Below are 22,296 nucleotides of genomic sequence, written 5' to 3' on the forward strand. Positions count from 1 at the left end.
CGCAATCGAGTTGGTAATCTTGTCCAGAGGACAAACAGATGTTCGTGCTTCGTTCGACCTTAGCGTGTCTGGGAAAGAAAATCTTGTTCCGACCCCTGGTTGGCCATCGCCCTTCACCCTGGTCCGACTACTTGCCTTCAGGGTTTGATAGCCGCGCCCGGCACCTGCCATGCGGCCGCGGTCGGAAATGCCAACCGCGTCACGCCAAAACGCATCGAGGGTGGGAAATCCTTTCGTTCTGATCCGCTCGACAAGGCCGAGGTCCGCCTTCGTTCCCCTAAATAAGATCTTGAGTATGTCGGGCGTCTCGACCATCTGCTGCGTTGCGATGATCTCGGCAGAATGCACATCGATGCGCATGGCGCCCGAGGCATTGAGTGCGGTTTCTACCCTCGGGCTGATCAAGCGGAAACCCGTGCCGGTCTCCGGCATGCGATTGGTCGCGATCAGCAAACAGAAGGGCGCGGAGATTTCCGGCCACATCTTGGTCTGTCGCAGCTCTACACCGTTGATAACCGATGTCACGTCGAGCGCCTGAAAGAGCATCCTGCGCGCGTCGACCATCCCGTCACCCTGCTGGAAAAGCAGACGGGCATGCAGCGCGAACGCGATCTGGGCGCCGGGCTTCGCCCACTCCATCGCGCGCCAGACAAATGGGAGATCGAGCACCTCGTTGGGGAGTGGTGGCGCGATCTTGGTGCCTGTCCGTTCACTGGCGATGCGAGCGACTGTCGACAGCACCAATGACCAGTCCGGCAGCTTCGTGCCTGAGGACCACGGTGGGTTGCCGACGACCATGTCGTAGCGCCCACGATGTTCCTCGTCGACCAAGGGCCCGAGGCTGCCCAACGCCGCGCCGGGAGCGTCCGTATTCGCCCCGATCCGATGAAGCACTTTGCCCCTCAGATCGTCGAAGCGGAGCTTGTCGACCGGCTTGGGCTCGGGATCAAGTTCGATCGAAATCAGGTTAAGCGCCAGGGCCGCGAAGCGCAGCGCTGCTTCGTTGATATCGAAGCCCGTGATCTGATCGTAGAGGATTTCGCGCAGGCGCTGCGTGTTGGGCCGCTTGCCGTCCGCGCGCCAGCGGGCGGCAACCAGTTCCCGGAATGCAGTGAGGAGGAACACGCCAGCGCCGGCCGCCGGATCAAGAATCCGCGCGTCGGCGGTCGCCCCATCACGCTCCAGCGCGCGAAATGACGCGCGCACGAGCAAGTCGGCGATGGGCCAGGGGGTATAGTATCCGCCTTCCTGTCTCTGCTTGGCAGGCGCGTGGCTGCGCAGATAGAGTTCATAGGCTTGGCTGAGCACGCCGACGGGAATGTGGGCGAAATCGAGCCTATCCCAGCGCTCCGCCCATCCCAGAAAGAGTTGGCCGCCTGGCGCGCGCATCATGATGTTGCCAAGAACGTGATAGGCTTCGGACGGCAGGTGATCGAATAAGTCGACCGACAAGGCCAGAAGATCGCCGTTGAACGTCTCGTCGAGCCAGCTGCAAGTCGCACGCGCATTGTCGGCATTGTCGAACATCGCTGCAGCGACGTCCGGCGCAGCCAGATTTGCCGGCAGGAGGTCACGATCCCCCAAGAAGCGGGCGAAGAGGGCTCGGCCCACGAGCGAGATCGCGTCGCCGTGCTCAAGGTCAAGACCGATCAGGCAATCGATCGCCTCGGCAAGGAGGTTGAGGACAACGTTAGAAATCCAACTCTGCTTCGTTCGCGCGGCCCGGGGTCGGCGATTGGCCAGATGCGGGAACAAATCCTTGACCGTTTCGGTCGACTCGTCGATAGCGATACGCGCTTGGGCAGGCGTTTTGCGATCGAGCGCGATGGCGTAGACGTCGAGCCGACCGGAAGCGACGATGCCGAGATATGGCGCGTCGCCTCGCATTGCCAGCAAGCGTCGCAGTTGGTGGATTTTTTCGTTGCCGTCGATCTGATCAGCGTCGACTAGGAAGACGAGCGGTGCATCCTGCCATTCATAGACGGCGCCGACGAGCGCCGAAGGGCTCGAGCCGGGCCAGCCAGTCAGTCATGGTTATGGCCGTTTGCCAGTGGTGCGCTCACGAACGTAAATCCAGACTTGCCTGGCGATCGCCGCCGAAACGGCCGCGACGAGTAGCGCCGCGCGGCTTCTTCGTCGGCGCAACCTTGGCAATCGCGGTGCGATAGTCGACCCCGCTAGCGGCCATTTCCGCGACGAGCACGGCAACAAGGGCGATGTGCTGCGGCAGGGCTCTCCGTTTTGCATAGTTCGTGATCGAATTGGGGTTCATACCAATCAACTCGGCAAAGGTGCGCACACTGAGGCCGGCGCGCTCAAGTTCGGCAAGGAAGTCAGCGTAAGGCACCGCACCGCTTCGTCTCAGCACACTGTTTGATGTGTCATAGCACACAATACGATGGTACAATGGCACTCGCTCGACCTTCCATGCAACCGGTAAAAGCCGAAGAAGCAGAATGTTCGCATCTGCAGTCTTTGGGACGTGTGCTGTCAGTCCGGTTTTGGCTGACAAAGCGGAAAACCAGCCCTTCGTTCCTCATAGAACCATGATGCTTATCCTAGTGGCATGGCAGCTCTGGTGCGCGTCGACGGGACATTTTGAAGCTGCCCATCGCTTCCCGAAACAATCGTGTCAATCACGAGTGGGGGGATCGCTGCGCGTTCATCCCCCAGCTTCGGTATTCCACGCCTCGGGGAGGGCGTCCGCCGCAGTGTGCATCAGGCATGCCAGCACACGGACTGCCGCGCCAAAAAGAGCGGGACGAGGCATGAATTCGAGGTGGATGCCTGGAAACTCAACCCAGGGAACGCCAATCCGCCGCGCAATTTCGACGGATGGCCGGGCATAGAACAGCCCGCGGTCAGCTGAACCCGCGCCGAGAATTATAGGGAATTTGGCGCTGCGCAGTGCTGCCTCGTCGGGAACAAAGCGTCCCCAAGCCGCCCATTCATTCCCAAACAGGTGGTCGGCATTCCCAAGGAACCTCGCCTGGAGATCTTCCGGCCAGATATATGTGCTTTCGCTGCCCTCGCCCCGGACGGCCTGGAGGAACTCGAAGACAGTAGCTTGAGCGCCCGCTTCACGGTAGCGCGCGCCGATGCGGTCGAAAAAACCCCGCAACGGGTCCCCGTCAGCGAGCATCCCGGTGACGGGCGGCTCATGCGCGATCACGCCGCGCAGGACATCGGGGTGACGGGCTGCAATATCAAGCGCGACGATCGCTCCGGCGCTGTTTCCAAAAACCAGGGCCTTGCCGCCGGCAAGCTGGTCGATCAGCGCGCGCGCATCATCCGACTGCTGCGCGACCGTGATCGGCGTCTCAGAGCGGCCCGTACTGCGTGAGTTGCCCCGCCTGTCGTAATTTATGACTGTGAAGGCGCTGGCAAGATCCTCAGCCAGACCTGAGAAATACCCGGCGTCACCTCCGGCGCCCGAAATCAGCAGAAGATGTGGACCGCTTCCACGAACTTCATAATATATCTGAGCGTCGCCACGGTCGGCCATTCCACTGAGCATCGTTTACTCCTCAAGATTACTTCTGAGAACGAGGGAAAAAGGAAAGGTTGACAACCGGGAAGTCGAGCCCATTTTTCCGTCTCGCCCTTGCCCGCATCACCCGGTGGGACAACGCACGTCGGCCCGCCGGCATCGTGACCGGCGGCCAGGTGATCTCCCAAGACCTCGGCATCAAGCTCGAGAATGTCGGCATCAACATGCTCGGCCGCGCCAGGAAGGTGTCGATCCGTCTTCTCCTTGGTCGGGCACGTGTTTTCGAATGACGGGCGAGGCTGGGCTGGACCCCTTGTAGCTCGCCAGGGCCTGCAGCAAATCCGTTAGAAGGTGCTGTTTCAGTCCGTCCTCTCAAAGACGGGCACACGGGTTCAACGGAAGAGATCATGCTCGTCTTGCCGGTCCGCGTGCAGTCACCCTGATTCAGTGTCGCACTTCTATGTGCAAAGCCCGTGCCAGCGCGCTCAGCGCGCAGTAAGCGCATGGATATGCTTTGAAAAACCTCCACAGTGCCCAGATGGCGGGTTGTAAGAACCTGACATTTCGCCAATGTTTGTTTTGAACCTGGCATTTTGTGTGCCGCTGTCAGGTTGTGGACACGCATCACGCGCCTCGCGGCGCCAGAACAGCGTGGCCCGCCCGCGCGGTCGCGAAGCGCCAAGACCATGAGGGCGCGTGCGGCACGCAGCCTCTGCCCGTCTTCCCGAAGCCGTTCGTTGCGCGATACCGGGCTTGGGTCGCGTGGCTCAGGGGTTTCGCCGCCAATGTTGATCGCGGAAGGGCTGGCGCAGCAGGAACGGGATCGTATCGTCCATCGCGCCAACATGGTGGCCGCGCTGCGTAGCCGCGAACCTAACGGCACGAACAAGCCGCCGTGAAGTATGAGCCAGCGCAAAAGATTCTGGCTAAGCACGGCCTGTCTTTTCAGCCAGGTCGAAAGCCGGTTCCACCGCAGGCCTATCACGAGCTCGACCATGACCTCACAGGTGGTGACGAATAATGTTCGTCGATGCATGTGCGATCGTCTCGATAATGGCGGGGAGGACACGGCCGACGCCTATGAAGCGGCGCTGCTCGATGCGGCATCGCCGCTCACATCGACACTTGCTCCCTGGGAAGCCATCATCGTCCTTTCACGGCCGGATCAGTTGAATTGCGCCTACAAAGCGGCTGAGGCGGTTGTCGTCGAATGGCTCGAAGCACGAAAGATTCGGCTCCGCGAGCCCGGTTCGCCCCGACGCGTCCTGTCCTACGCGGTCGCCGTCGCCGAACAGCACGGCATAGGAAAGCGGCGCCTCAGCAATTTCGGTCGCTTCCACTACGCCTATGCCAAGGCGATGCGCTCGCCGCTGCTCACCCTGCACCAGCTTTTAGGTCGAACAGACGTGGCAACCTTGCCGAAAGGATCCGATGACTGAGCGTCGTCGAAAAGTTGACTGAACTGCCGGAATTGACCGGGGCTCGTTGCCGAGCAGGTAAGCGAGGACATGGCCTGCCGAACGGCCCGGGCAAGCTGTCGAGGTATCCGACCGGGCTACATAGCCGAGCTCCGGCCATCCCATGCCAAGGTCGCAAACACCGACGGCGACTCCGGGTTCGCGGTCGAACTCGGTCAAGAGCCAAGTCGCGCGCCGGTTGCAGGAGAAGCTTCACGACGGGCTCGTGATCAAGCTCGGGCTGTTCGACCTCGCGGGCAACGCAATTCGCTTGGTGATGGCGCTCCAGGCGGGCGTCATTTCTGCAGGAAGGTGAAAGAGGATCTCGTTTCGTCTCGATGACGGGAGGGGCGTATTTCGCGCGCGACAGGGGGAAGTACGATCCGATGTCATTGAGATGGGCAACCAAGGCCGCGACCAGCCTGATCGAGAGCTGGCCACCGCGCCTCCATCGCTAGCCCGCTCGCAATCGTCCGGTTGGCGGCGTGGTGCTTACCTCAACGTAACGAATTCGGACCGGCCCGGCATCTGGCGATGTCATGCTTTGTGCGCGATGTTGCAACCAAAGTTCGAATGTCGCGGCGCCAGCAAAGTAGAATGTCGCATGGCGGTGGGGACGGCCACAACGGGAGCGCGCGACTCGCGGCCGACCTGCATCTCGGCAACCATCTCCAGGGCGGCGTCCAGCCGCTTGTTCTCGACGATCGCCGAACGGTGAACCGAGCGCAGCTCATCGAAGGCTCTGTAGGGCAGGGCGACACCCTCATGCATGATCTCGAGACGGCCATCAGCATAGTCGCAGACGACCACCTTCTTGCAGGCAAGCTTCTTCGCCAATTCGGTCGGGTGGAGAATGAACATCACCTTATCGTAACGCAGCGTCAGAGCCTGCGTCAGCGTGCGGACCTCCTTGCGGCACAGGGCCATCAAGAATGCGGTTCTTGGAGGGACGGCCACGCGCCTTGTGGCGAAGAGCCGGCGCGCCTTCAGATTGAAACGTCTTCATTAGCCGCTGGACTTGCCTGGCCGAGACGCCGAGCGAAGGCGCTCGCGCAATGCGGCGAGCGTGGCGATCTCATAGAGCCGGCGATCAGGCTTCTGCTGCCCAAAGATCAGTTTCCGATCGGTTGGACTGAGATGGGTGGTCGGAACACGCTCGGGCGGTGCACGCCGTCCCTCCGAATGAAGCCTTCGGAGCATCGCAATGGCTGTGAGCAAGGAGTCGTGGCGGCGCGCTGAACGGAACGCAAAGGTCGCCAGGAACGCCGACGCATATTTGATGACGCCACTATGCTGCTCGGCCGCCAAGACCAGCGGGGATGCCTCATTTTCCTCGACCATTGCTGCAAGCTCCGGCTTCATCCGAAGCAGCCGGTGCCAACCGAGCATCTGGTCGACCACCTCAAGTGCGTCCTGACCCCTATCGTTGGCCGATTGCAGCGCCGATATCGTATCGAGGAAAAGACGCAGGGCGTTGGAGGTGTCTGTCCGATGGTCCATGTGCCGCCGGTTCTTGCGGCTGTGCGCCTGGGAGAACAGCCGCCCGATGAGCTTGATGAACATCGTCACGGCGTCATCGGTTAGCTTCTCGCCCAGCTTGATCACCTGCGCGGCGATCAGGGGGTGACGACGGCTCGCATTGAAGTCGTTGGCCAGCCACGCCGGCGTGGCATTGCCCTCGCGGACCATCTGGTCCCACCGCCCGGAAGGCACGCTCGCCAGTAAACCGGGATCGATTCCGAGCATGCGCAGGAATGCAATCCGCTCCGTCAGTCCTATCAGATTTGAAGCCGCGGGCGCTTCCGGCGCCGACCGCAACCAATGGAAGCGGGTCTGACCGATCGCCGCATCAACCTCGAGCAGCTTGTCGAGCGCCTGCAGCTTCTCACGGGCCAAACCTTCGATAAGCGCCCCCTCCGCGCGGCGGCGAGCTATGGCACGAGCCGCAAGACCCATTCGCTCGATGATCTCTGCCGCGGGCAACAGTGCTCCGCGTTCTCGCAGCGTGGCAACGATGGCATTCACAATCGAAGCGCCGCTGTCGGACATCGCGGCCGCCTCCACTGCCGTCAACAGCGCGGCGCGACGATCCTGAGCTGTCGCGCTTCTGACGCCGAGACAGATCATCAGACGCGCAATGTGATCGCGACGCGTCTCTTCGCGGCGGGCATAGGTTGTGAACACACTGGGATCGGCGCCGATCTGGTCGGCGACATATTTCAGCATCGCGCCGGGCGGAATTTCGCCTGCCGCCAGCACCCGACCTGGATGTCGCATCACGCAAAGCTGAACAGCGAAGCCGAGCTTATTGTGCTCGCGCCTGCGCAGGTCGATCTGGAGGCGATCAGCCGCGGACAATGAATAGTGTCGGATCAGGCTGTCCTCATCAGCCGGAATATCGAAAAGCTCCCGTCGATCCGGAGCTTTGAGAATCTTGCGCCTGGCCACTGCTCAACTCCGCACACAACACCAACTGCCGCTGAATGTTGCCGAGCAGACTGGATGTGGAAACAGCAGCTATTCTGCTGCGACGGTTTTCCACTGGGATCAGACGGCGCGCCCCGGAAATCGCGAGACATAAGCAAACCCGCTTCACGCTTCGTTCGTTCTTAGCGTACGATTCTGCACGGCTCTTGTTCTGACCCCAACTTCAAATCACGTAACTCGGTGCAGTCGCACCCGATGCGCCTGAACATCGCACTTTCATCTTTTGGTTGCGTGTTTCGCAAACTCGGGACAGGGATTCCGCTAAATTGCGGACGGCTGTTTCGCTAAGTCCACGCACAGCTTGCCGGCGTCTGTCCTCGGGAGAGCTGGCTTCGATTTGTCTCGACGCTGCGACACATCGCCGGCGTGCCCGTCTCGCGCATAGGCAGTCTCGCCAGGAGATATTCGAGATGCTCCACGCCTTACGCCAGGAGGCTCTATCCTACAGCGAGATCGCCCGACGGACCGGCTATGAGCGTCGCAGCGTAGCGAAGTGGCTGAAGTTCAAGGCTCCGCCAGATAGGCGGCGAGCAGCATTGAACCCCACATCACCATGGTGCTTTGAAACGTTCCTTGCCCAATGCTGGAAGGAAGGGAACCGCTGCGGACGGCATCTTTTTCATGATGTCAAGCAGCGCGGCTACACCTGCAGCTTCTCCCATCTGGAGCGACTGCTGGGAGCTTGGCGGCGGGCCGAAAGAGTGCGCGCCGATGATGTTCCTTCGATGGCGATCAGCTTGGGACCCGTTCGAGATCCGGATACCGGCCACGCGATTTCGCCAGTTGTTGCCGCGGCGCTGTGCATAAGGCCAAGAGGTCTGCTGACGCCTCGACAAGCTAGGAAAGTCGATGCCCTGAAGCAGGGATCTGACGCATTCGCCGAGATGCGACGCCTGGCAATGCGCTTCAACGGTATCCTTCGGAGCAGGAGGTCGGAAACACTGGACCCCTGGATCGACGATGCAATCGACTCCGACATCATTCCGATCATGCGATTCGCCCGTGTTTTGCGCAGAGACATCGATGCGGTCAACAACGCCATCGAGCTGCCCTGGAGCAACGGACAGGCCGAAGGTCAGATCAACCGCCTCAAGACCCTCAAGCGCGCAATGTACGGCAGGGCAGGCCCCGAACTGCTGAGAGCACGAATGCTGCCACCGCGCCACAGCAGGCGGTGAATATGTGTAGCGAGAGCGGAGCGTTTTGAGCGGGGCGGGTACGAAGAGATTGCGCAGAGCCGAGAAGATCGAAACGAAGCGTTGCAGTGCGAACTGGCGGTTGACCTGATCGAGCGGACAGGGAGCGGCCTTGTCGCTGATCGTGGTCTTCACCGGCTTGCCGCGGATCGCCCCTTCGAGACCCATTTGGCGCATCAGCCGCGAGACGGCGCAGCGGGCGACGTCGAAGCCTTCCCGCCTCAGCTGCCGCCAGACCTTGCGCACCCCATAGACCCGGAAGTTCTCCTCGAACACGCGCCGCACTTCGACCTTGAGTTCCTCATCGCGCTTCGCCCGCGCCGACAGCCGGGAGGGATCGCGCCGCTTGGCGACTTGGTCGTGGTAGGTCGACGGGGCGATCGGCAGCACCTTGCAGATCGGCTCGACCCCATGCGCCTCCCGGTGATCGTCGATGAACGCGATCATGGCTTGAACGGGCGGTCGAGCTCCGCCTGGGCAAAATATGCCGACGCCTTGCGCAGGATCTCGTTGGCCTGCCGAAGCTCCCGGTTCTCCCGCTCCAGAGCCTTCAGCTTCTCGGCAACCTCGGTGGGAAGGCCGGCGCGCACGCCGCTGTCCACCTCAGCCTTCTTCACCCACTCATTGAGCGACTGCGCCGTGCAGCCGATCTTTGCCGCGATCGAGGACACCGTCGCCCAGCGCGAACCATGCTCGCTTTCGTGATCCAAAACCATGCGCACCGCGCGGGCGCGCACCTCGGGAGAAAACCTGTTAGTCGTCTTGCTCATGATGGCTCCACCTTCTCAAGGTTTGGAGCCTCCGGCAAACCCGGCGCGGTTCAAGTATTTGATTGCAAATCTCCTCGAGTGTGGACGTTGCAAACATTTAAGAAGCCTTTTCTAAAGAACGCTAAATTTACCGGTTCTCAATATCGATAAGCGGAATTCATCGAATCAATAGGGTTACCGCTCAAGAGCTGGCCGCCACTGCTGCGGATAACAGCACATGCGGCATTCAAGCCCGTTTGTACCGCGCCCTCGACCCACCCGCCGGTAAAGGAGCATCCACATCCTGCGAGATACAAGCCCGTGTCTTCTTCCGGTCTTTTTGCGGTAGCGAATTGGAAAAATAACCGTTCTGAATAGATGTCTTCACCAGGATAGTTGAGCTTGAAGGCACCTACTGAATATGGATCCATCAGCCAATCGTGCTGCAGGACATGACGTTCATAGTCACCGTTAGCCGGGACTAGATGACGGGCGAAATCAGGGGAAATGGTGGCCAGATCATCGACCAGACGCTGGCACCGTTCCTTTTTGTCCAGAATGGAAAGCATTTTGTTAGCATCATCTTCCCATGTATAACTTAACAGCACCACGCCCTTACCATCCGGATCATCTGGCTGATAGTCTAGGCAGTAAACCCCTCTGGCAAGGCCATCTGACAAGATGGTTGTCGGCGAGCCCTTTTTTAACCAGAACTTGTTTTCCGTCAGCATAAACAGCTTGGAAGAGCCGGTAAGGTGAGTTTCTCTGACCGCTCGCAAAACTTCGTTAGTAAGAAAGGTTCCATCCGCCGTGAGACGATGGGCCAGCTCCATAGCTCGATTGCTGGTAGTGACGATGACGCGGTCAAAAGGCACGACCTGCCCTCCTGCGCATGTCACGAGAATCTGACCGCCCTGTTTGTAAATACGGCTTACATGACCGTAGCGGACACGCTGCCGCAAACTCACACCGTTAAGCTCCTGTTCAGCCAACCGTTTCACCAACAGGGAGATCCCTCCCATAATCAGGCGCTGATCGTCCTCGTACCCGTTAATTACTAGACGCAGCATCTCAGTAAACGCGGCTTGGTACACAGGTAAAAAGCCTCCAGATCCAATCCCCAGCGATCCGAAAAGCTCAAAATCTTCCGGCCTTTTCCAAGGTACGCGCCCTGGTGGCTGCGGTCCGGTAAAGATGGTGACGAGGGCCGAATAGAAGGAGATGTCGCGAAACGAATCTAGCCAGGCCTGCCATGCGTCACGAGCTTGGTCAAAGCGATGCGACCGAAGCAAAGTTGTGATCTTCGCCGGTGCGGGCAGTTGAATCCCTTCGTGCACGTAACCGTCGCTTATCAAAGCCTGCCATCCTTGATGAACGCGTCTGAACAGTGGCGGCGGAGACTCGCCGGCCTGCCATAAATGACGCGCACCTCGATAGTGCACCTCGGTATCCACGATGCCCGGATCGGGGAAGGAAGCTGCGGTATCTATCCTCAATTTGTCCAGATAATGGAACAGGCAGGTTGCGCTGGAAGGAAAGCGCATAGCGCCCATCTCGGCAATGAGATGCGGTTCGCGCGGGTCGAAGATTTGTGACCAAGCCCGCCCACCCATACGATCCCGCGCCTCAAATAGCACGATGTCCGTTATTCCGGCGCGCAAAAGTTCAGTCGCCGCCACCAAGCCACTGATGCCGGCGCCCACAATGCCAACCCGCGGGCGCCGGCTGTTTTGAGCAAAGCTCCCAATACCACCTTCAGACTCGCTCAATCGCAAGAACGGTCCATAATCATACAGAAGATCGATACTCGGCAATGAATTTCTTGCGATGGTATTGTTCAGCATACCGCTCTCCGGTGATAGCTATATTTCTTGAGATCTCGTGTGGCCGCCCTCAGAATGCCTCCCCCGTTAAATTGGAACGCTGGCCACAGCATAACAATTGCTGCTCACCGGAGGCGCAATTAACGGGGTGTATTAGAAGAGAGCTTGCCAGCTTCTGTACTTAGTAATAAATAATTACTGCAAACGCATCTCGCTCATCGACGATTGACGCAATATTTATTTGGATGAGAATGGATTTCTCAGCCGAAATACATCGCTCGTTCCTCTCATATGGGGAAGTCGCTCTCCTGCCACCGCGAGCATGTTCCAAATACTCGCGCGCGATATCTTCTATTAGTGCTTGCTAACGATCGATATTATCTATTTCTTTCTATCACTCAATTCCCACTCATTGAATTAATATTACGTTTCATATGTAATATAATACGCTTCCTCACTGATCAGAACCCATTTGTCCATTCTCTTCGGCCGATGGACATGATGCGCCAAGGCTGGTTTTCGAGCTTGCGCCAAGCATCGCAGCAATGGGCGACGATATCGTCATAGGATTTGAAGATGCGGTTCGACAGCCAGTTTTCGCGCATGACGAGCCAGAGGTTTTCGACCGGGTTGAGCTCCGGTGATTTCGGCGGCAGTGGCAGGATGGTGATATTCGTGGGCACGACGCCTGGCGTCTTTTCCGGCAAGCAGCCTTTGGTTGCTTCCATCGACGGCTATATCACTTTGGGGGGCGAGGATGAGGCAGCTGACTACGTCGACGAAAACGGCCAGGCCTGGCAGGCCACGCCCGGTGCAGTCGCGTGGGTGGCGGAGGTTACCAGAAAGCTGAAACCACGACGACGGCGTAACTGACCGCCGGAACCGATGGGCGTGTTCTAATTTGGGTATACCCGGCCTGAACACCCGCCATGAACACGTCGCAACCGGAAAGCCTGTTTTGGGCTCAATCGTCGTTATGAACAGAGCATCGCGCCGGCACACCCAAAATGAACAGCTTGCATGACCCTCATTGGATACGCCCGCACCTCCACCACCGACCAGAACCTCGCCGGACAGATCGCCGCGCTCAAGGCCGCCGGCTGCGAGGTCATTCGCGAGGAGCAGAAGAGCGGCTCTACCCTGGAAGGCCGTCCGCAACTCAACACCATTCTCGACTTCATTCATGCTGGCGAGGCGCTTGTCGTCACCCGGATTGACCGCCTGGCCAGATCGCTGCGCGACCTGCAGATGATCGTGGACAAGCTCAAGACGAAGGGCGCGCATCTCTCCGCGACAGAACAACCTGTCGATACGTCGACCGCCGCCGGTAAGGCCTTCTTTGACATGCTTGGTGTCTTTGCCGAGTTCGAGACCAATCTGCGGCGCGAGCGCCAGGCGGAGGGAATCGCTGCCGCCAAGAAGCGCGGCACATACAAGGGCCGGCCGCCGAAAATCGACCGCGACGCGATCCAGCAAAGGCTTAAACAGGGTCAGGGCCCAACAAATCGCCCGCGATCTCGGCGTCTCACGCGGTACTGTCTATCAGGTGAGGAAGGGCAAATGACGAAGGGCAGGCTCATAACCCGTCTGACGCCAGCGACATGCGAAGAGATCCAGACCCGCATGCTCGAAGTCTGCCAGAAGATCGCTGAGGACCATGGCCTGGTCATCGAGGGCGCCGGATGGCACGGCACGGATACCGGCTTCTTCTTCGAGCCCGTGTTCCGCGTCAGCATTCCCGCTTCCGACGGCACCGCATTCAATCTCGAAAAAGACAGGTTCGAGTTCTTGGCAGAGCAATTCGGATTGGCCCCTTCGGACTTCGGACGCGAGTTCCGCACCGGAAGCGAACGGTTCCGGATCACCGGCATCGATCCAAAGCGGCCACGCTACCCGATCTCCGCTGAGCGAATTCCCGACCGCAGAGGGTTCAAATTTGCCGCCGAAAACGTCGCCATGCTCCTCCAAGCCAAGGAGAACAAGCCGTGACGTTCTCGGATTGTTCCGCAAGTTGGCCAAAATCGCATATGTTGGGGTCAGAACAAGAGCTGCTCAAAATCGTACGCTAAGGGCGAACGAGCATGAACTGAGCTTGCTTGGTCTCACGATTGCCGGGGCGCGACGTCTCCGCGGCTGATCGCCTCCAGATCGACCTGCGCAGGCGCGAGCACAATAAGCTCGGCTTCGCTGTTCAGCTTTGCGTGATGCGACATCCAGGTCGGGTGCTGGCGGCAGGCGAAATTCCGCCCGGCGCGATGCTGAAATATGTCGCCGACCAGATCGGCGCCGATCCCAGTGTGTTCACAACCTATGCCCGCCGCGAAGAGACGCGTCGCGATCACATTGCGCGTCTGATGATCTGTCTCGGCGTCAGAAGCGCGACAGCTCAGGATCGTCGCGCCGCGCTGTTGACGGCAGTGGAGGCGGCCGCGATGTCCGACAGCGGCGCTTCGATTGTGAATGCCATCGTTGCCACGCTGCGAGAACGCGGAGCACTGTTGCCCGCGGCAGAGATCATCGAGCGAATGGGTCTTGCGGCTCGTGCCATAGCTCGCCGCCGCGCGGAGGAAGCGCTTATCGAAGGTCTGGCCCCTGAGAAGCTGCAGGCGCTCGACAAGCTGCTCGAGGTTGACGCGGCGATCAGTCAGACCCGCTTCCATTGGTTGCGGTCGGCGCCGGAAGCGCCCGCGGCTTCAAATCTGATAGGACTGACCGAGCGGATTGCATTCCTGCGCACGCTTGGAATCGATCCCGGTTTACGGGCGCGCGTGGCTCCCGGGCGGTGGGACCAGATGGTCCGCGAGGGCAATTCCACGCCGGCGTGGCTGGCCAACGACTTCAACGCGAGCCGTCGTCACGCCCTGATCGTCGCGCAGGTGATCAAGCTCGGCGAGAAGCTAACCGATGACGCCGTGACGATGTTCATCAAGCTGATCGGACGGCTGTTCTCCCAGGCGCACAGCCGCAAGAAACGGCGGCACATGGACCATCGGACAGATACCTCCAAGGCCCTGCGTCTTTTCCTCGATACGATATCGGCGCTGCAATCGGCCAACGATAGGGGTCAGGACGCACTTGAGGTGGTCGACCAGATGCTCGGTTGGCACCGGCTGCTTCGGATGAAGCCGGAGCTTGCAGCAATGGTCGAGGAAAATGAGGCATCCCCGCTGGTCTTGGCGGCCGAGCAGCATAGTGGCGTCATCAAATATGCGTCGGCGTTCCTGGCGACCTTTGCGTTCCGTTCAGCGCGCCGCCACGACTCCTTGCTCACAGCCATTGCGATGCTCCGAAGGCTTCATTCGGAGGGACGGGGTGCACTGCCCGAGCGTGTTCCGGCCAGCCATCTCAGTCCAACCGATCGGAAACTGATCTTTGGGCAGCAGAAGCCTGATCGCCGCCTCTATGAGATAGCCACGCTCGCCGCATTGCGCGAGCGCCTTCGCTCGGCGGATATATGGGTAGAGGGCAGCCGCTCGTTCCGTCCGATCGACGAGCACCTCATGCCGCGATCTACGTTCACCACGATGAAGGAAGATGATCGGCTTGGCCTTGGTGTGGGCAGTGACGTCGCCGCCTGGCTGAGCGAAGTAAAGCAGGTGCTGGACTTCAATCTGAAGCGCCTGGCCTATCGCGCTCGCGCTGGTAAGCTCGAGGGTGTTCGTCTCGAAGCGGGAACGCTGATCGTGACGCCGACCGTCGGCGACGTTCCTGCGGCAGCCGAAGAACTGAACGCAGAGATCAGCGAGATATATCCGCTGGTCGAAGTTCCTGATCTCCTGAGGGAAGTGCATGATTGGACGGGCTTTGCCAATCACTTCACACATGTCCGCACAGGCGACGCCCCACGGAATGTCTCTGCCATGCTGGCCGGCATCCTGGCCGATGCAACCAATCTCGGTCCGAAGCGGATGGCCGGCGCCTCCAAGGGCATCAGCGCCCATCAGATTGGCTGGATGCGCACCTTCCATGCCCGATCAGAAACCTATCGCGCCGCTCAGGCCTGCATCACCGACGCACATACCGGTCACCCACATTCCCATCTGTGGGGCAACGGAACGACCGCGTCGTCCGACGGACAGTTCTTCCGTGCGAGCGACCGAGCGGCAAAACGCGGTGACGTCAATCTGCACTATGGCAGCGAACCGGGATCGAAATTCTACAGCCACCTGTCGGATCAGTACGGCTATTTCAGTATCTTGCCCATCAGCCCCACTGAAAGCGAAGCGGCCTACGTGCTCGATGGCCTGGTTTGACCAGGATACGATCCTGGATATCCAGGAGCATTTTACTGACACTGGCGGCGCGAGCGATCACGTCTTCGGGCTGTTCGCCCTTATCGGCAAACGCTTTGCGCCGCGGCTACGCAACCTCAAAGATCGCAAGTTCCACACATTCGAGAAAGGCGACGGCTACCCGGCGCTGACGAACCACATCGGTGCACCGATCAACAACGCGTTGATCCTTGACCATTGGGATGACCTGCTACATCTGGCAGCGTCGATCACCACGCGCGCCGTCGTCCCCTCGACGATCCTGAAGAAGCTCTCGGCGTCTCCGAAGGAAAGCCAGTTGGCCAAGGCGCTGCGGGAACTCGGCCGGATCGAGCGATCACTGTTCATGATCGAATGGTATTCGAGCCCGGCCTTGCGCCGACGGTGCCAAGCCGGCCTCAACAAGGGTGAGGCAGCGCATAAGCTCAAGCGCGCGGTGTTCTTCCACGAGCGCGGAGAAATCCGTGACCGGTCATTCGAGAGCCAGGCATTCCGCGCTTCCGGTCTCAATCTCGTCGTCAGCGCCATCGTCCATTGGAACACCGTCTATCTTGACCGCGCAGCCACGCACCTTCGCATGGCGGATCGGACTATCTCGAATGACCTGCTCAAACACGTCTCGCCGCTCAGTTGGGAACACATCAACCTCACAGGCATCTACACCTGGGATTCTGAGCACCAGATGCCCGAAGGCTTCAGATCGCTTCGCTTGCCAGCGCCAATCCGACGGGCGGCATGATGTTCATGCTCCGTTCGACCTTAGCGTACGAGGCCTTTATCAACCAAAGGCAGCTACGGTTGATTTGATGATGATTCCGCCGTCCGGGCTTCGGCGCATCTGACGCCCCGTGGCAGCGCGAAAGACGCTCAGTAGTTGCAGCGCCGGCGGCACGCGCGACCAGATGGTTCTCAAGACTTCTCGACCATGCCGGGTTTTCCGAACAGCGCTCCCAGACACCACGCGTTGCGACCATCGGAAGCCAATCTCGTGGAAATACAGGTCGGCATGCTCCGGGCTGATATGATGAAAAACGCCGGCGATGGTGCGGCGGACGCGGGAGTTGAAGCCCTCCACCGAATTAACGTGGACGGCGTCGCGAACATACTCACCACTGGAATGCTTCACGGTCTCGTGCTTGGCAAAGCTCTCACCAATGGCCATGAATGCTTTCCACTCGTCGCTCATCAAATGAGCTCTCGATTCGATCTGCGCTTCAATGACGCGTTCGCTTGCTCGCGCTGAAAGACCGGTCACGACCGCGGCACGCGCGTCACCGGCCGGAGCGCCGAACGTGACGTCGGTCGGCCGCTGCACCATGGCCATGACCGGCGCCTTCTCCGTATTCGCCTGGCCTTTCCGGCCCCGGCCCGGAGGTGGGTCATCCGGCCGCTTTCGGGGGTTTCCACCGAGATGGAAATGGTCGATCTCAACCGTGCCGTCGAGCATGTTTTCCCGCGCCACCATCAGCCGCAGTGCGTGACCCATCCGCCAGGCCGTCGGCTGGCTCACGCCAAGGATCTCGGCGAGCCGTACGGAGGACAAGCCCTTATCCGATTGCAGCAGCAGCCACATGGCCTTCAACCAGACACGCAAGGGCAGCTTGGTCGAATGCAGCGGGGTATGGGTCGTCACGGTGAACTGGAACCGGCAATCGCCGTTGGAGCATTGATAGAGACCCGGTCGCGCACGCCCCTTGCCGGTATCGCGACCAGCAAGCGCGATCGAACGCTTGTAACCACAGGCCGGACAAATCCGACCATCCGGCCACACCATGCTTTCCAGCAACCGACGACAATGCTGCTCATCCCCGAAGGCCACGATCATCTCTTCAACGGTCCGGATACTGGAAAGCGCGGCAAGCATCGTTTCAGGCATTCTCATCTCCTTCGGATCGCGTCCAAAGAATCCCATGAAACGCGGTGTACAGCAAGGGGATTGCTGTCTTTGGTTGATAAAGCCTGCGTACGATTTTGAGCAGCTCTTGTTCTGACCCCTCGAAGGCGAGCTTGTCCACCTCGAGGACCTCGTCCTGCACGACGCCCACATGGACATCCGCACCCCAACGCACGAACTCACTCGTGCGCACGCGGTGCTGCGAACCCGCCGGCGCATTTTGTCGCAAAAGCCGGAGTGGGCGCTCGGCCTGGAAGGTTTTTTGGCGCTGACCGGCAGGGGTGGGGCCATACCGGCGGCGGGACAAAAAAACCGGGAAGGGAGGGGGCTGGAGCCAGCGTAGTTGAAGCCGATGTTCGGGATGATGATGAGGACGATCCTCTGGCTGAAGAGTTTGCCGAGATCGATGCTGTCCTGGCGCGCTCGTCAAAGATTCTGAGCGGCGCCGACGTGCCGGCGAGGACGCCGCGTTCGGACGACCGGCCGGAGCCGCAAAACGGCCTGATCTACGATCTTGACTGGAATGAAGAGGAACGGCTGGCCGAATGGCGGGCCGTCCTCGCGGAAACGCGGGAGTTGCCGGTCGTGCTGCGCGGCGCAATTCTGCTCGAGGCCTTGGTCCGACATCGAGGTGCTGCAGCATGCCGTCTGGCTCGGGCCGCTGTTCGTCGCCGCGCTGCTGCGGCAGGAGGGTCTTGCAGCCAATCATCTCGCCAGCCTGCATCTCGGTGCCAAAACCATTCCGCGCGAGCGGAGGCGTGCGCGCAATCGCAGCGATCGGCTGCTGGCCTACCTCGATGGAATCCAAGAGGCGGCGCTGGCTGGCCTGAAGGAACACGATCGGCTGGTGATGGCGAAAAGCCAGATGGAACGGCGGCTCAAACAACGGCGGACCAGCTCGAAACTGGCCGACCTGGTCGAATTCGTACTCTCGCGGCCGATCGTCTCGACCGGCATGATCCAAGAGGTGCTAAAAGTCTCGAAGCAGGGCGCGCTCAATCTTATCGGCGAGCTCGGCCTTCGCGAGATGACGGGCAGGGGGAGGTTTCGCGCGTGGGGGGTGCTATAATAACCATCAGGGTCGCACTGATGCCGACCACCTATTAGTGGATACAACCTTAAGCGCGAACCCTGACCCGTTGGCGCAAGCGCTCATAGAGCTGCACTTCGGCCTCGTGGGCGATTTCAACCGTGACAGCGAAGGACTGCCGAGGAATCTCATCGGCCCAGCCTGCAGCGCAGCGAACGACAAGGTAGTATGTGTCGCCATACCGGCTGACATCTCGCGAAAACGAAATTGTCGCTGTCTGAAGGCTCGATTTCTCGCGAATTGTCGAACTAGGTTCGAGTTGGCAGTTGAAGCGAGGACCCATCTCAGGGAACGGGCCTTCGTCTTCAGTCCGGCGGCGAAAATGCTCGAAAATGAGTTCCGGCTCGCACCCACGGATCAATCGAAAACCCATCGACACGCCATTATAATCCCGCCTACTATGCCGGACAGGCGGATCATAGGCCAGGCTCACCCGTATCGATCGACGCCCCTGCGTGGTCTGAAATAGCTCGGGAATGGGGATCTGATAGACGGCAAAATGATCGATCGCGAGTTCGTCTTCCGCATAGAGGACAACGCGAGCGTCGTCGGAAAACGCCGCGCGCTCGGTATTTACCAACCCATGGCCGCAAATGGCTCGTTCGGAATTATCGCCAATCATTTGCAGGCGAGCAGTTGATTCTGCAGGCACGGTAGCGCTGCCGGCAAGGAGTGCGCGCACAAGATTCGCTGATGCGTCGGGAAAGCGGGCGAGGATCTGGCTGGCCTTAAACGCGACAAGCGGGGCAGCATGCGACGTTCCAGAGCGGCTGGCGAAAAGGCGTTCTACGGGTCGAAAATGCAGGGACAGAACACCTGCCTCGGGTATCTCCTCACCGCCGCGCAGACGGGCCACGGTACCGTCGTAAATCAAGGTGCCGCCGACGTCGACGAAATCAGGCTTGATCGCGCCGCGGACACCGGGCCCGGCGCGAGAGAACGGGGAAGGCTCCATGGCCGCGGTGATTGCCCGCACACCCACATCGTCCTCAGCCCTCGGGCCGAGTCCGCTTCCATGTGCCAGTGAACCGACGGTAACGATGTTCATTCCGCCAGCTGGCTCGCACAGCCGATTGCCGGGCTCCACTAGATAACCAGGATACTCGGTCACAGCTTGTTCGACTCGCAATCCGCTTCGCGGCGGACGGTTGCCGGCCGCGACGACGATGATGACGTCCAGTTCTCGGACGAGCTCATCGAGAGTTGCGGCCCACGGACCGACCTTGCCACCCTCGATTACCTTCTTGCGGTCACCGAGGGCGATGACGAAGATCCGACAGCCAAACTCCGCATTGAGCCGCGTGATCGCCTCGCGCATCTGGTTGGGTGTCAGTCGCTGGTTTGGGAAGTTGCCGGTGTCGTCAATGACCTTGGCTGAGCACAAGCGGGCGACCCGGTTGAGCGGGCCTGCACCCAGTTGAGCTCGCAAATCGCCAAACGTCGATATTCCCGCGACAAACGTTCCATGACCGTGATCATCAGCAGTTCCCAGAGTGTCAGGGACTGCGATCGAACCAACAATAAGGTCTTCAATCAGCGGATGGTCGTTCACGCCGCTGTCGATGATACCGATCAGCGGCGCATCATCGGGAAATCCTGCGAGTTCCGGCAGGTCAGCAATCGTCTGGTCAACCATTTGCGCACTGGTCGTGTCGAGTGTCGGAAGGAAGTCGATCTCGGCAATCTCATCGATGCTCAGTAGGGTTCGTACCACTGCGCCGTCGCAGCGGACGCGGATCAGTGTGATGCTCGGGCCTATGTACCGGTCTAGCTCCTCTCCATTTCGCGCCTCCACGTAGCCTGCGATGTCGTCGACTTTCCGAGTGCGAGTCTCACGCCGGCCAAGGTCCCAAATTTCGATGTCAACCACGTAGTCGGTGCCCGGCTGAAAATCTTCGACCTCCGTAAGCCCTTCCTCGCGTACGCGCATACCGATGCGATCGCGAGGCTCTATCGCAGCGATCGAATCTATTGCCGCGACGAATGCTGCGTAGGCAGGGCTTTTCTGGCCGGCAGGAATCCCCCTGCCATAAGCCTCCAATCTCTCCCGAAAGGCGCGCATCTCGTCGGTCGAAGAGAAGAGTACGAGAGTCCGGTCTTCGTCGCTCGAGAGCAGGGTGAGGCCAACGCGGTTCCACTCTTCTTCTTGAAGAGCGCCGGTCATTTGCACTTTCAAGATCAAGGCAGGATCGATAGCATCCGGACGTCGACGTCGCTGCTGCGTAGCAACCGCCTGGTCGAGCTCGTCCTGCAACTTTTGGCTGTAATCTCCGGGATCACGTTGAGGCGGGCCACCGCCTCCGCCGGTCTTGCGGCGTTCGAACCGCGCGGGCAGTCGAACGAGCTGTAAATGATCGTAGCGCGCCATGCGAGACGGCTACGTGTCTTGGGTCAGTCGGGCGCTTCGGTGTTTGCGTCGGCGCTCATCGGTAAGCGCCGCACGAAAGTCCCCCTCCCTGACGTCTTTTCGTTTTTCTATGATGGCCGACTTGATAGCCTGGATGCAGACCCTTTCGATATCCGCAAACGAATATCCCTCGAGATCCGCAGCGCGTGTCGCCGGATCGAAGGCGACCGTCAAATTCTTGAATTTCATCCGCAGGAAGCGCTCGATCATCCTCCGATTGGGGCGGTCAAACCAGATCACCTCATCGAAACGGCGCCAGAGCGCGGGATCTAGCGCATGATCGAGATTCGTGGCGGCTATGAGAAAGCCTTTCGGCGTAATTCGGTCGATGAAGATGAGCAGGCTATTCACAACGCGGCGGAGCTCGTTGTGCTCGCTATCGTCGCCACGTGCACGGGCGAGCGCATCGAACTCATCAAAGAACAGCACGCAAGGTTGCTTTCTGGCGAACTCAAAGATTTTACGGACGTTCGCCGCCGTCTCACCGAGGTACGATGAAATCAGACGATCAATTTTGACCAAATAGAGCGGGAGTCCGAGTTCGCTCGCGAAAATCTCAGCACATAGCGTCTTGCCGCATCCGGGAGGACCGCAAAAGAGCAGTTTTGACCTCACTGGCAGTCCTCGCCGACGTACCTCTTCGGCGCGACGGAATTCCTTCAGCAATCCCAAGAAAACGCGGATGTTCTCCGGGCTGAGAATGATGTCCTTGTGGTTGTGACTTGGCTCGATCAGTTCGATGAAATCGCCGGCTGCCTCGGGAAAGGGGATCAGCGGTGCGAGCGCCTTTGGGCGGGAAGGCTGGGATGGGCCGGCTTCCAGCGTCTTTCGCAAGGAGCGGGCGAGAACGCGATTGTTCTTCTTTTCCTCCTCGGTGATGATCTGCTCGGCCACGGCCCGGAACTCATCATCCCTGCCGTAACTTGCCAGAAGCTTTTTCATCAACTCGCCGCGCGCCATTGTCCAATTCTGCTTTCATAAGCGGGCCCGAATCATACTCGCATCCGCATATTTCACCATCTCTGTAGATTGCTTGATTTGTGGACAACTTCAATGCGACCAAATTCCTGCCTTTGCGAAATGAAAAGCTGCTCTCCTCGCTGCTGAATGACAGGGTGTCCCTTAGCGTCGTCGGCCTTCGTCTCGCCGATAACGCGAACATTCAACCGTTTCGACGTAGGAACTAACCTCCGATTCTGCCTGAGCGGCTGGGCCTGTCCGGCCGTCAACTTCACAGTGACGGCGCGACCTACACCGCGAGGCACTCGGCACCTGTTAGCCCCGGAACAAAGGAGCAGGGCTGTCAATAGCGAACTCATGATAGAGGACTTGGCTCAACTCGCGGACCCCATCATCTTTTCTTGCGCGTCCAGCGTTTGTCCCAACCCCACGCCGCATAGGCCGGCTGTCCTCAGGTAGATAACCGTCAGGG

At 59.8% G+C, this 22,296-nt stretch carries 15 protein-coding genes, 9 pseudogenes and 1 other annotated feature; of the genes and pseudogenes, 10 read left to right on the plus strand and 14 right to left on the minus strand.

Annotated elements, in window-relative coordinates; all coding sequences use genetic code 11:
• The 3 genes from AC0L3D_RS29925 to AC0L3D_RS29935 all read right to left on the minus strand — a co-directional run.
• Positions 1 to 1,887, minus strand: a 1,887-nt coding sequence (locus AC0L3D_RS29925; protein WP_473646727.1) for an N-6 DNA methylase, incomplete at its 3' end; no start/stop codon positions are given.
• 172 nt (positions 1,888 to 2,059) lie between these two features.
• On the minus strand, positions 2,060 to 2,347 hold the full coding sequence (locus tag AC0L3D_RS29930; RefSeq protein WP_473488843.1) for an XRE family transcriptional regulator: 288 nt from the start codon (positions 2,345 to 2,347) through the stop codon (positions 2,060 to 2,062).
• Between the two features lie 315 nt (positions 2,348 to 2,662).
• Complete coding sequence (locus AC0L3D_RS29935) at positions 2,663 to 3,517, minus strand: alpha/beta fold hydrolase (protein ID WP_473482454.1); 855 nt, start codon at positions 3,515 to 3,517, stop codon at positions 2,663 to 2,665.
• 47 nt (positions 3,518 to 3,564) lie between these two features.
• Between AC0L3D_RS29935 and AC0L3D_RS29940 the strand changes: the two genes are divergently transcribed.
• Together AC0L3D_RS29940 and AC0L3D_RS29945 are read left to right on the plus strand one after the other, a co-directional pair.
• On the plus strand, positions 3,565 to 3,780 hold the full coding sequence (locus AC0L3D_RS29940; RefSeq protein WP_473482482.1) for a hypothetical protein: 216 nt from the start codon (positions 3,565 to 3,567) through the stop codon (positions 3,778 to 3,780).
• Positions 3,781 to 4,485: 705 nt separating this feature from the next.
• A complete protein-coding gene (locus AC0L3D_RS29945; RefSeq protein WP_473488842.1) occupies positions 4,486 to 4,929 on the plus strand; it encodes a type II toxin-antitoxin system VapC family toxin in 444 nt (147 codons plus the stop codon).
• Here AC0L3D_RS29945 and AC0L3D_RS29950 read toward each other — a convergent pair.
• From AC0L3D_RS29950 to AC0L3D_RS29965, 4 genes and pseudogenes are all read right to left on the minus strand, one after another.
• Positions 4,882 to 5,145, minus strand: a pseudogene (locus AC0L3D_RS29950) (DUF2958 domain-containing protein); the annotation flags it as partial. The gene AC0L3D_RS29945 and the pseudogene AC0L3D_RS29950 overlap by 48 nt on opposite strands.
• A gap of 435 nt (positions 5,146 to 5,580) precedes the next feature.
• Positions 5,581 to 5,871 (minus strand): annotated as a pseudogene (locus tag AC0L3D_RS29955) (ISNCY family transposase); the annotation flags it as partial.
• Entirely contained in the window at positions 5,813 to 5,953 is a 141-nt protein-coding gene (locus tag AC0L3D_RS29960; protein ID WP_473482450.1) for a hypothetical protein, read from the minus strand. The gene AC0L3D_RS29960 and the pseudogene AC0L3D_RS29955, both read right to left, overlap by 59 nt.
• Positions 5,954 to 5,979: 26 nt before the next feature.
• Positions 5,980 to 7,395: pseudogene (locus AC0L3D_RS29965) on the minus strand (DUF4158 domain-containing protein); the annotation flags it as partial.
• Positions 7,396 to 7,715: 320 nt separating this feature from the next.
• Here AC0L3D_RS29965 and AC0L3D_RS29970 point away from each other — a divergent pair.
• Positions 7,716 to 8,612 (plus strand): annotated as a pseudogene (locus tag AC0L3D_RS29970) (transposase); the annotation flags it as partial.
• On the opposite strand, the pseudogene AC0L3D_RS29975 reads toward AC0L3D_RS29970, so the two are convergent.
• The 3 genes and pseudogenes from AC0L3D_RS29975 to AC0L3D_RS29985 all read right to left on the minus strand — a co-directional run.
• Positions 8,586 to 9,400, minus strand: a pseudogene (locus AC0L3D_RS29975) (IS3 family transposase); the annotation flags it as partial. The pseudogenes AC0L3D_RS29970 and AC0L3D_RS29975 overlap by 27 nt on opposite strands.
• Positions 9,003 to 9,119, minus strand: a sequence feature (AL1L pseudoknot). Its footprint overlaps the pseudogene before it by 117 nt.
• Before the next feature lie 137 nt (positions 9,401 to 9,537).
• Positions 9,538 to 11,223 (minus strand): NAD(P)/FAD-dependent oxidoreductase, encoded by a 1,686-nt coding sequence (locus AC0L3D_RS29980; protein WP_473518315.1) that lies wholly within the window; start codon positions 11,221 to 11,223, stop codon positions 9,538 to 9,540.
• Positions 11,224 to 11,663: 440 nt separating this feature from the next.
• Positions 11,664 to 11,885 (minus strand): annotated as a pseudogene (locus tag AC0L3D_RS29985) (transposase); the annotation flags it as partial.
• Here AC0L3D_RS29985 and AC0L3D_RS29990 point away from each other — a divergent pair.
• The 4 genes and pseudogenes from AC0L3D_RS29990 to AC0L3D_RS30005 form a co-directional block, all read left to right on the plus strand.
• Positions 11,779 to 12,075, plus strand: coding sequence for a hypothetical protein (locus tag AC0L3D_RS29990; RefSeq protein ID WP_473518323.1), 297 nt, complete (start codon positions 11,779 to 11,781; stop codon positions 12,073 to 12,075). The pseudogene AC0L3D_RS29985 and the gene AC0L3D_RS29990 sit on opposite strands and share 107 nt — an antisense overlap.
• 147 nt (positions 12,076 to 12,222) lie before the next feature.
• Positions 12,223 to 12,766 (plus strand): annotated as a pseudogene (locus tag AC0L3D_RS29995) (recombinase family protein).
• On the plus strand, positions 12,763 to 13,191 hold the full coding sequence (locus tag AC0L3D_RS30000) for a hypothetical protein (RefSeq protein ID WP_473506271.1): 429 nt from the start codon (positions 12,763 to 12,765) through the stop codon (positions 13,189 to 13,191). Before AC0L3D_RS29995 ends, AC0L3D_RS30000 begins: the two are co-directional and overlap by 4 nt.
• A gap of 134 nt (positions 13,192 to 13,325) precedes the next feature.
• Positions 13,326 to 16,212, plus strand: a pseudogene (locus AC0L3D_RS30005) (Tn3 family transposase); the annotation flags it as partial.
• A 39-nt stretch (positions 16,213 to 16,251) separates the two neighbouring features.
• Here AC0L3D_RS30005 and AC0L3D_RS30010 read toward each other — a convergent pair.
• Together AC0L3D_RS30010 and AC0L3D_RS30015 are read right to left on the minus strand one after the other, a co-directional pair.
• Positions 16,252 to 17,349: an IS1595 family transposase gene (locus AC0L3D_RS30010; protein ID WP_473646729.1), complete on the minus strand. Its 1,098-nt coding sequence runs from the start codon at positions 17,347 to 17,349 to the stop codon at positions 16,252 to 16,254.
• Entirely contained in the window at positions 17,342 to 17,518 is a 177-nt protein-coding gene (locus AC0L3D_RS30015; protein ID WP_473646731.1) for a hypothetical protein, read from the minus strand. Before AC0L3D_RS30015 ends, AC0L3D_RS30010 begins: the two co-directional genes overlap by 8 nt.
• On the opposite strand from AC0L3D_RS30015, the gene AC0L3D_RS30020 reads away from it, so the two are divergent.
• The 3 genes and pseudogenes from AC0L3D_RS30020 (at position 17,519) to AC0L3D_RS30030 (ending at position 18,436) form a co-directional block, all read left to right on the plus strand.
• A complete protein-coding gene (locus AC0L3D_RS30020) occupies positions 17,519 to 17,710 on the plus strand; it encodes a hypothetical protein (RefSeq protein ID WP_473646733.1) in 192 nt (63 codons plus the stop codon). It begins immediately after the preceding gene.
• A gap of 107 nt (positions 17,711 to 17,817) precedes the next feature.
• Positions 17,818 to 17,919, plus strand: a pseudogene (locus tag AC0L3D_RS30025) (hypothetical protein); the annotation flags it as partial.
• A 79-nt stretch (positions 17,920 to 17,998) separates the two neighbouring features.
• Entirely contained in the window at positions 17,999 to 18,436 is a 438-nt protein-coding gene (locus AC0L3D_RS30030) for a DUF1612 domain-containing protein (RefSeq protein WP_473646734.1), read from the plus strand.
• Between the two features lie 49 nt (positions 18,437 to 18,485).
• Here the strand turns inward: AC0L3D_RS30030 and AC0L3D_RS30035 are convergent, their stop codons facing one another.
• Both AC0L3D_RS30035 and AC0L3D_RS30040 read right to left on the minus strand, forming a co-directional pair.
• Complete coding sequence (locus tag AC0L3D_RS30035; protein WP_473646736.1) at positions 18,486 to 20,825, minus strand: S8 family peptidase; 2,340 nt, start codon at positions 20,823 to 20,825, stop codon at positions 18,486 to 18,488.
• Positions 20,826 to 20,834: 9 nt separating this feature from the next.
• Positions 20,835 to 21,824 (minus strand): AAA family ATPase, encoded by a 990-nt coding sequence (locus tag AC0L3D_RS30040; protein ID WP_473532185.1) that lies wholly within the window; start codon positions 21,822 to 21,824, stop codon positions 20,835 to 20,837.
• Positions 21,825 to 22,296: the final 472 nt, after the last annotated feature.

Source organism: Mesorhizobium sp. WSM4837 (genome assembly GCF_055811435.1).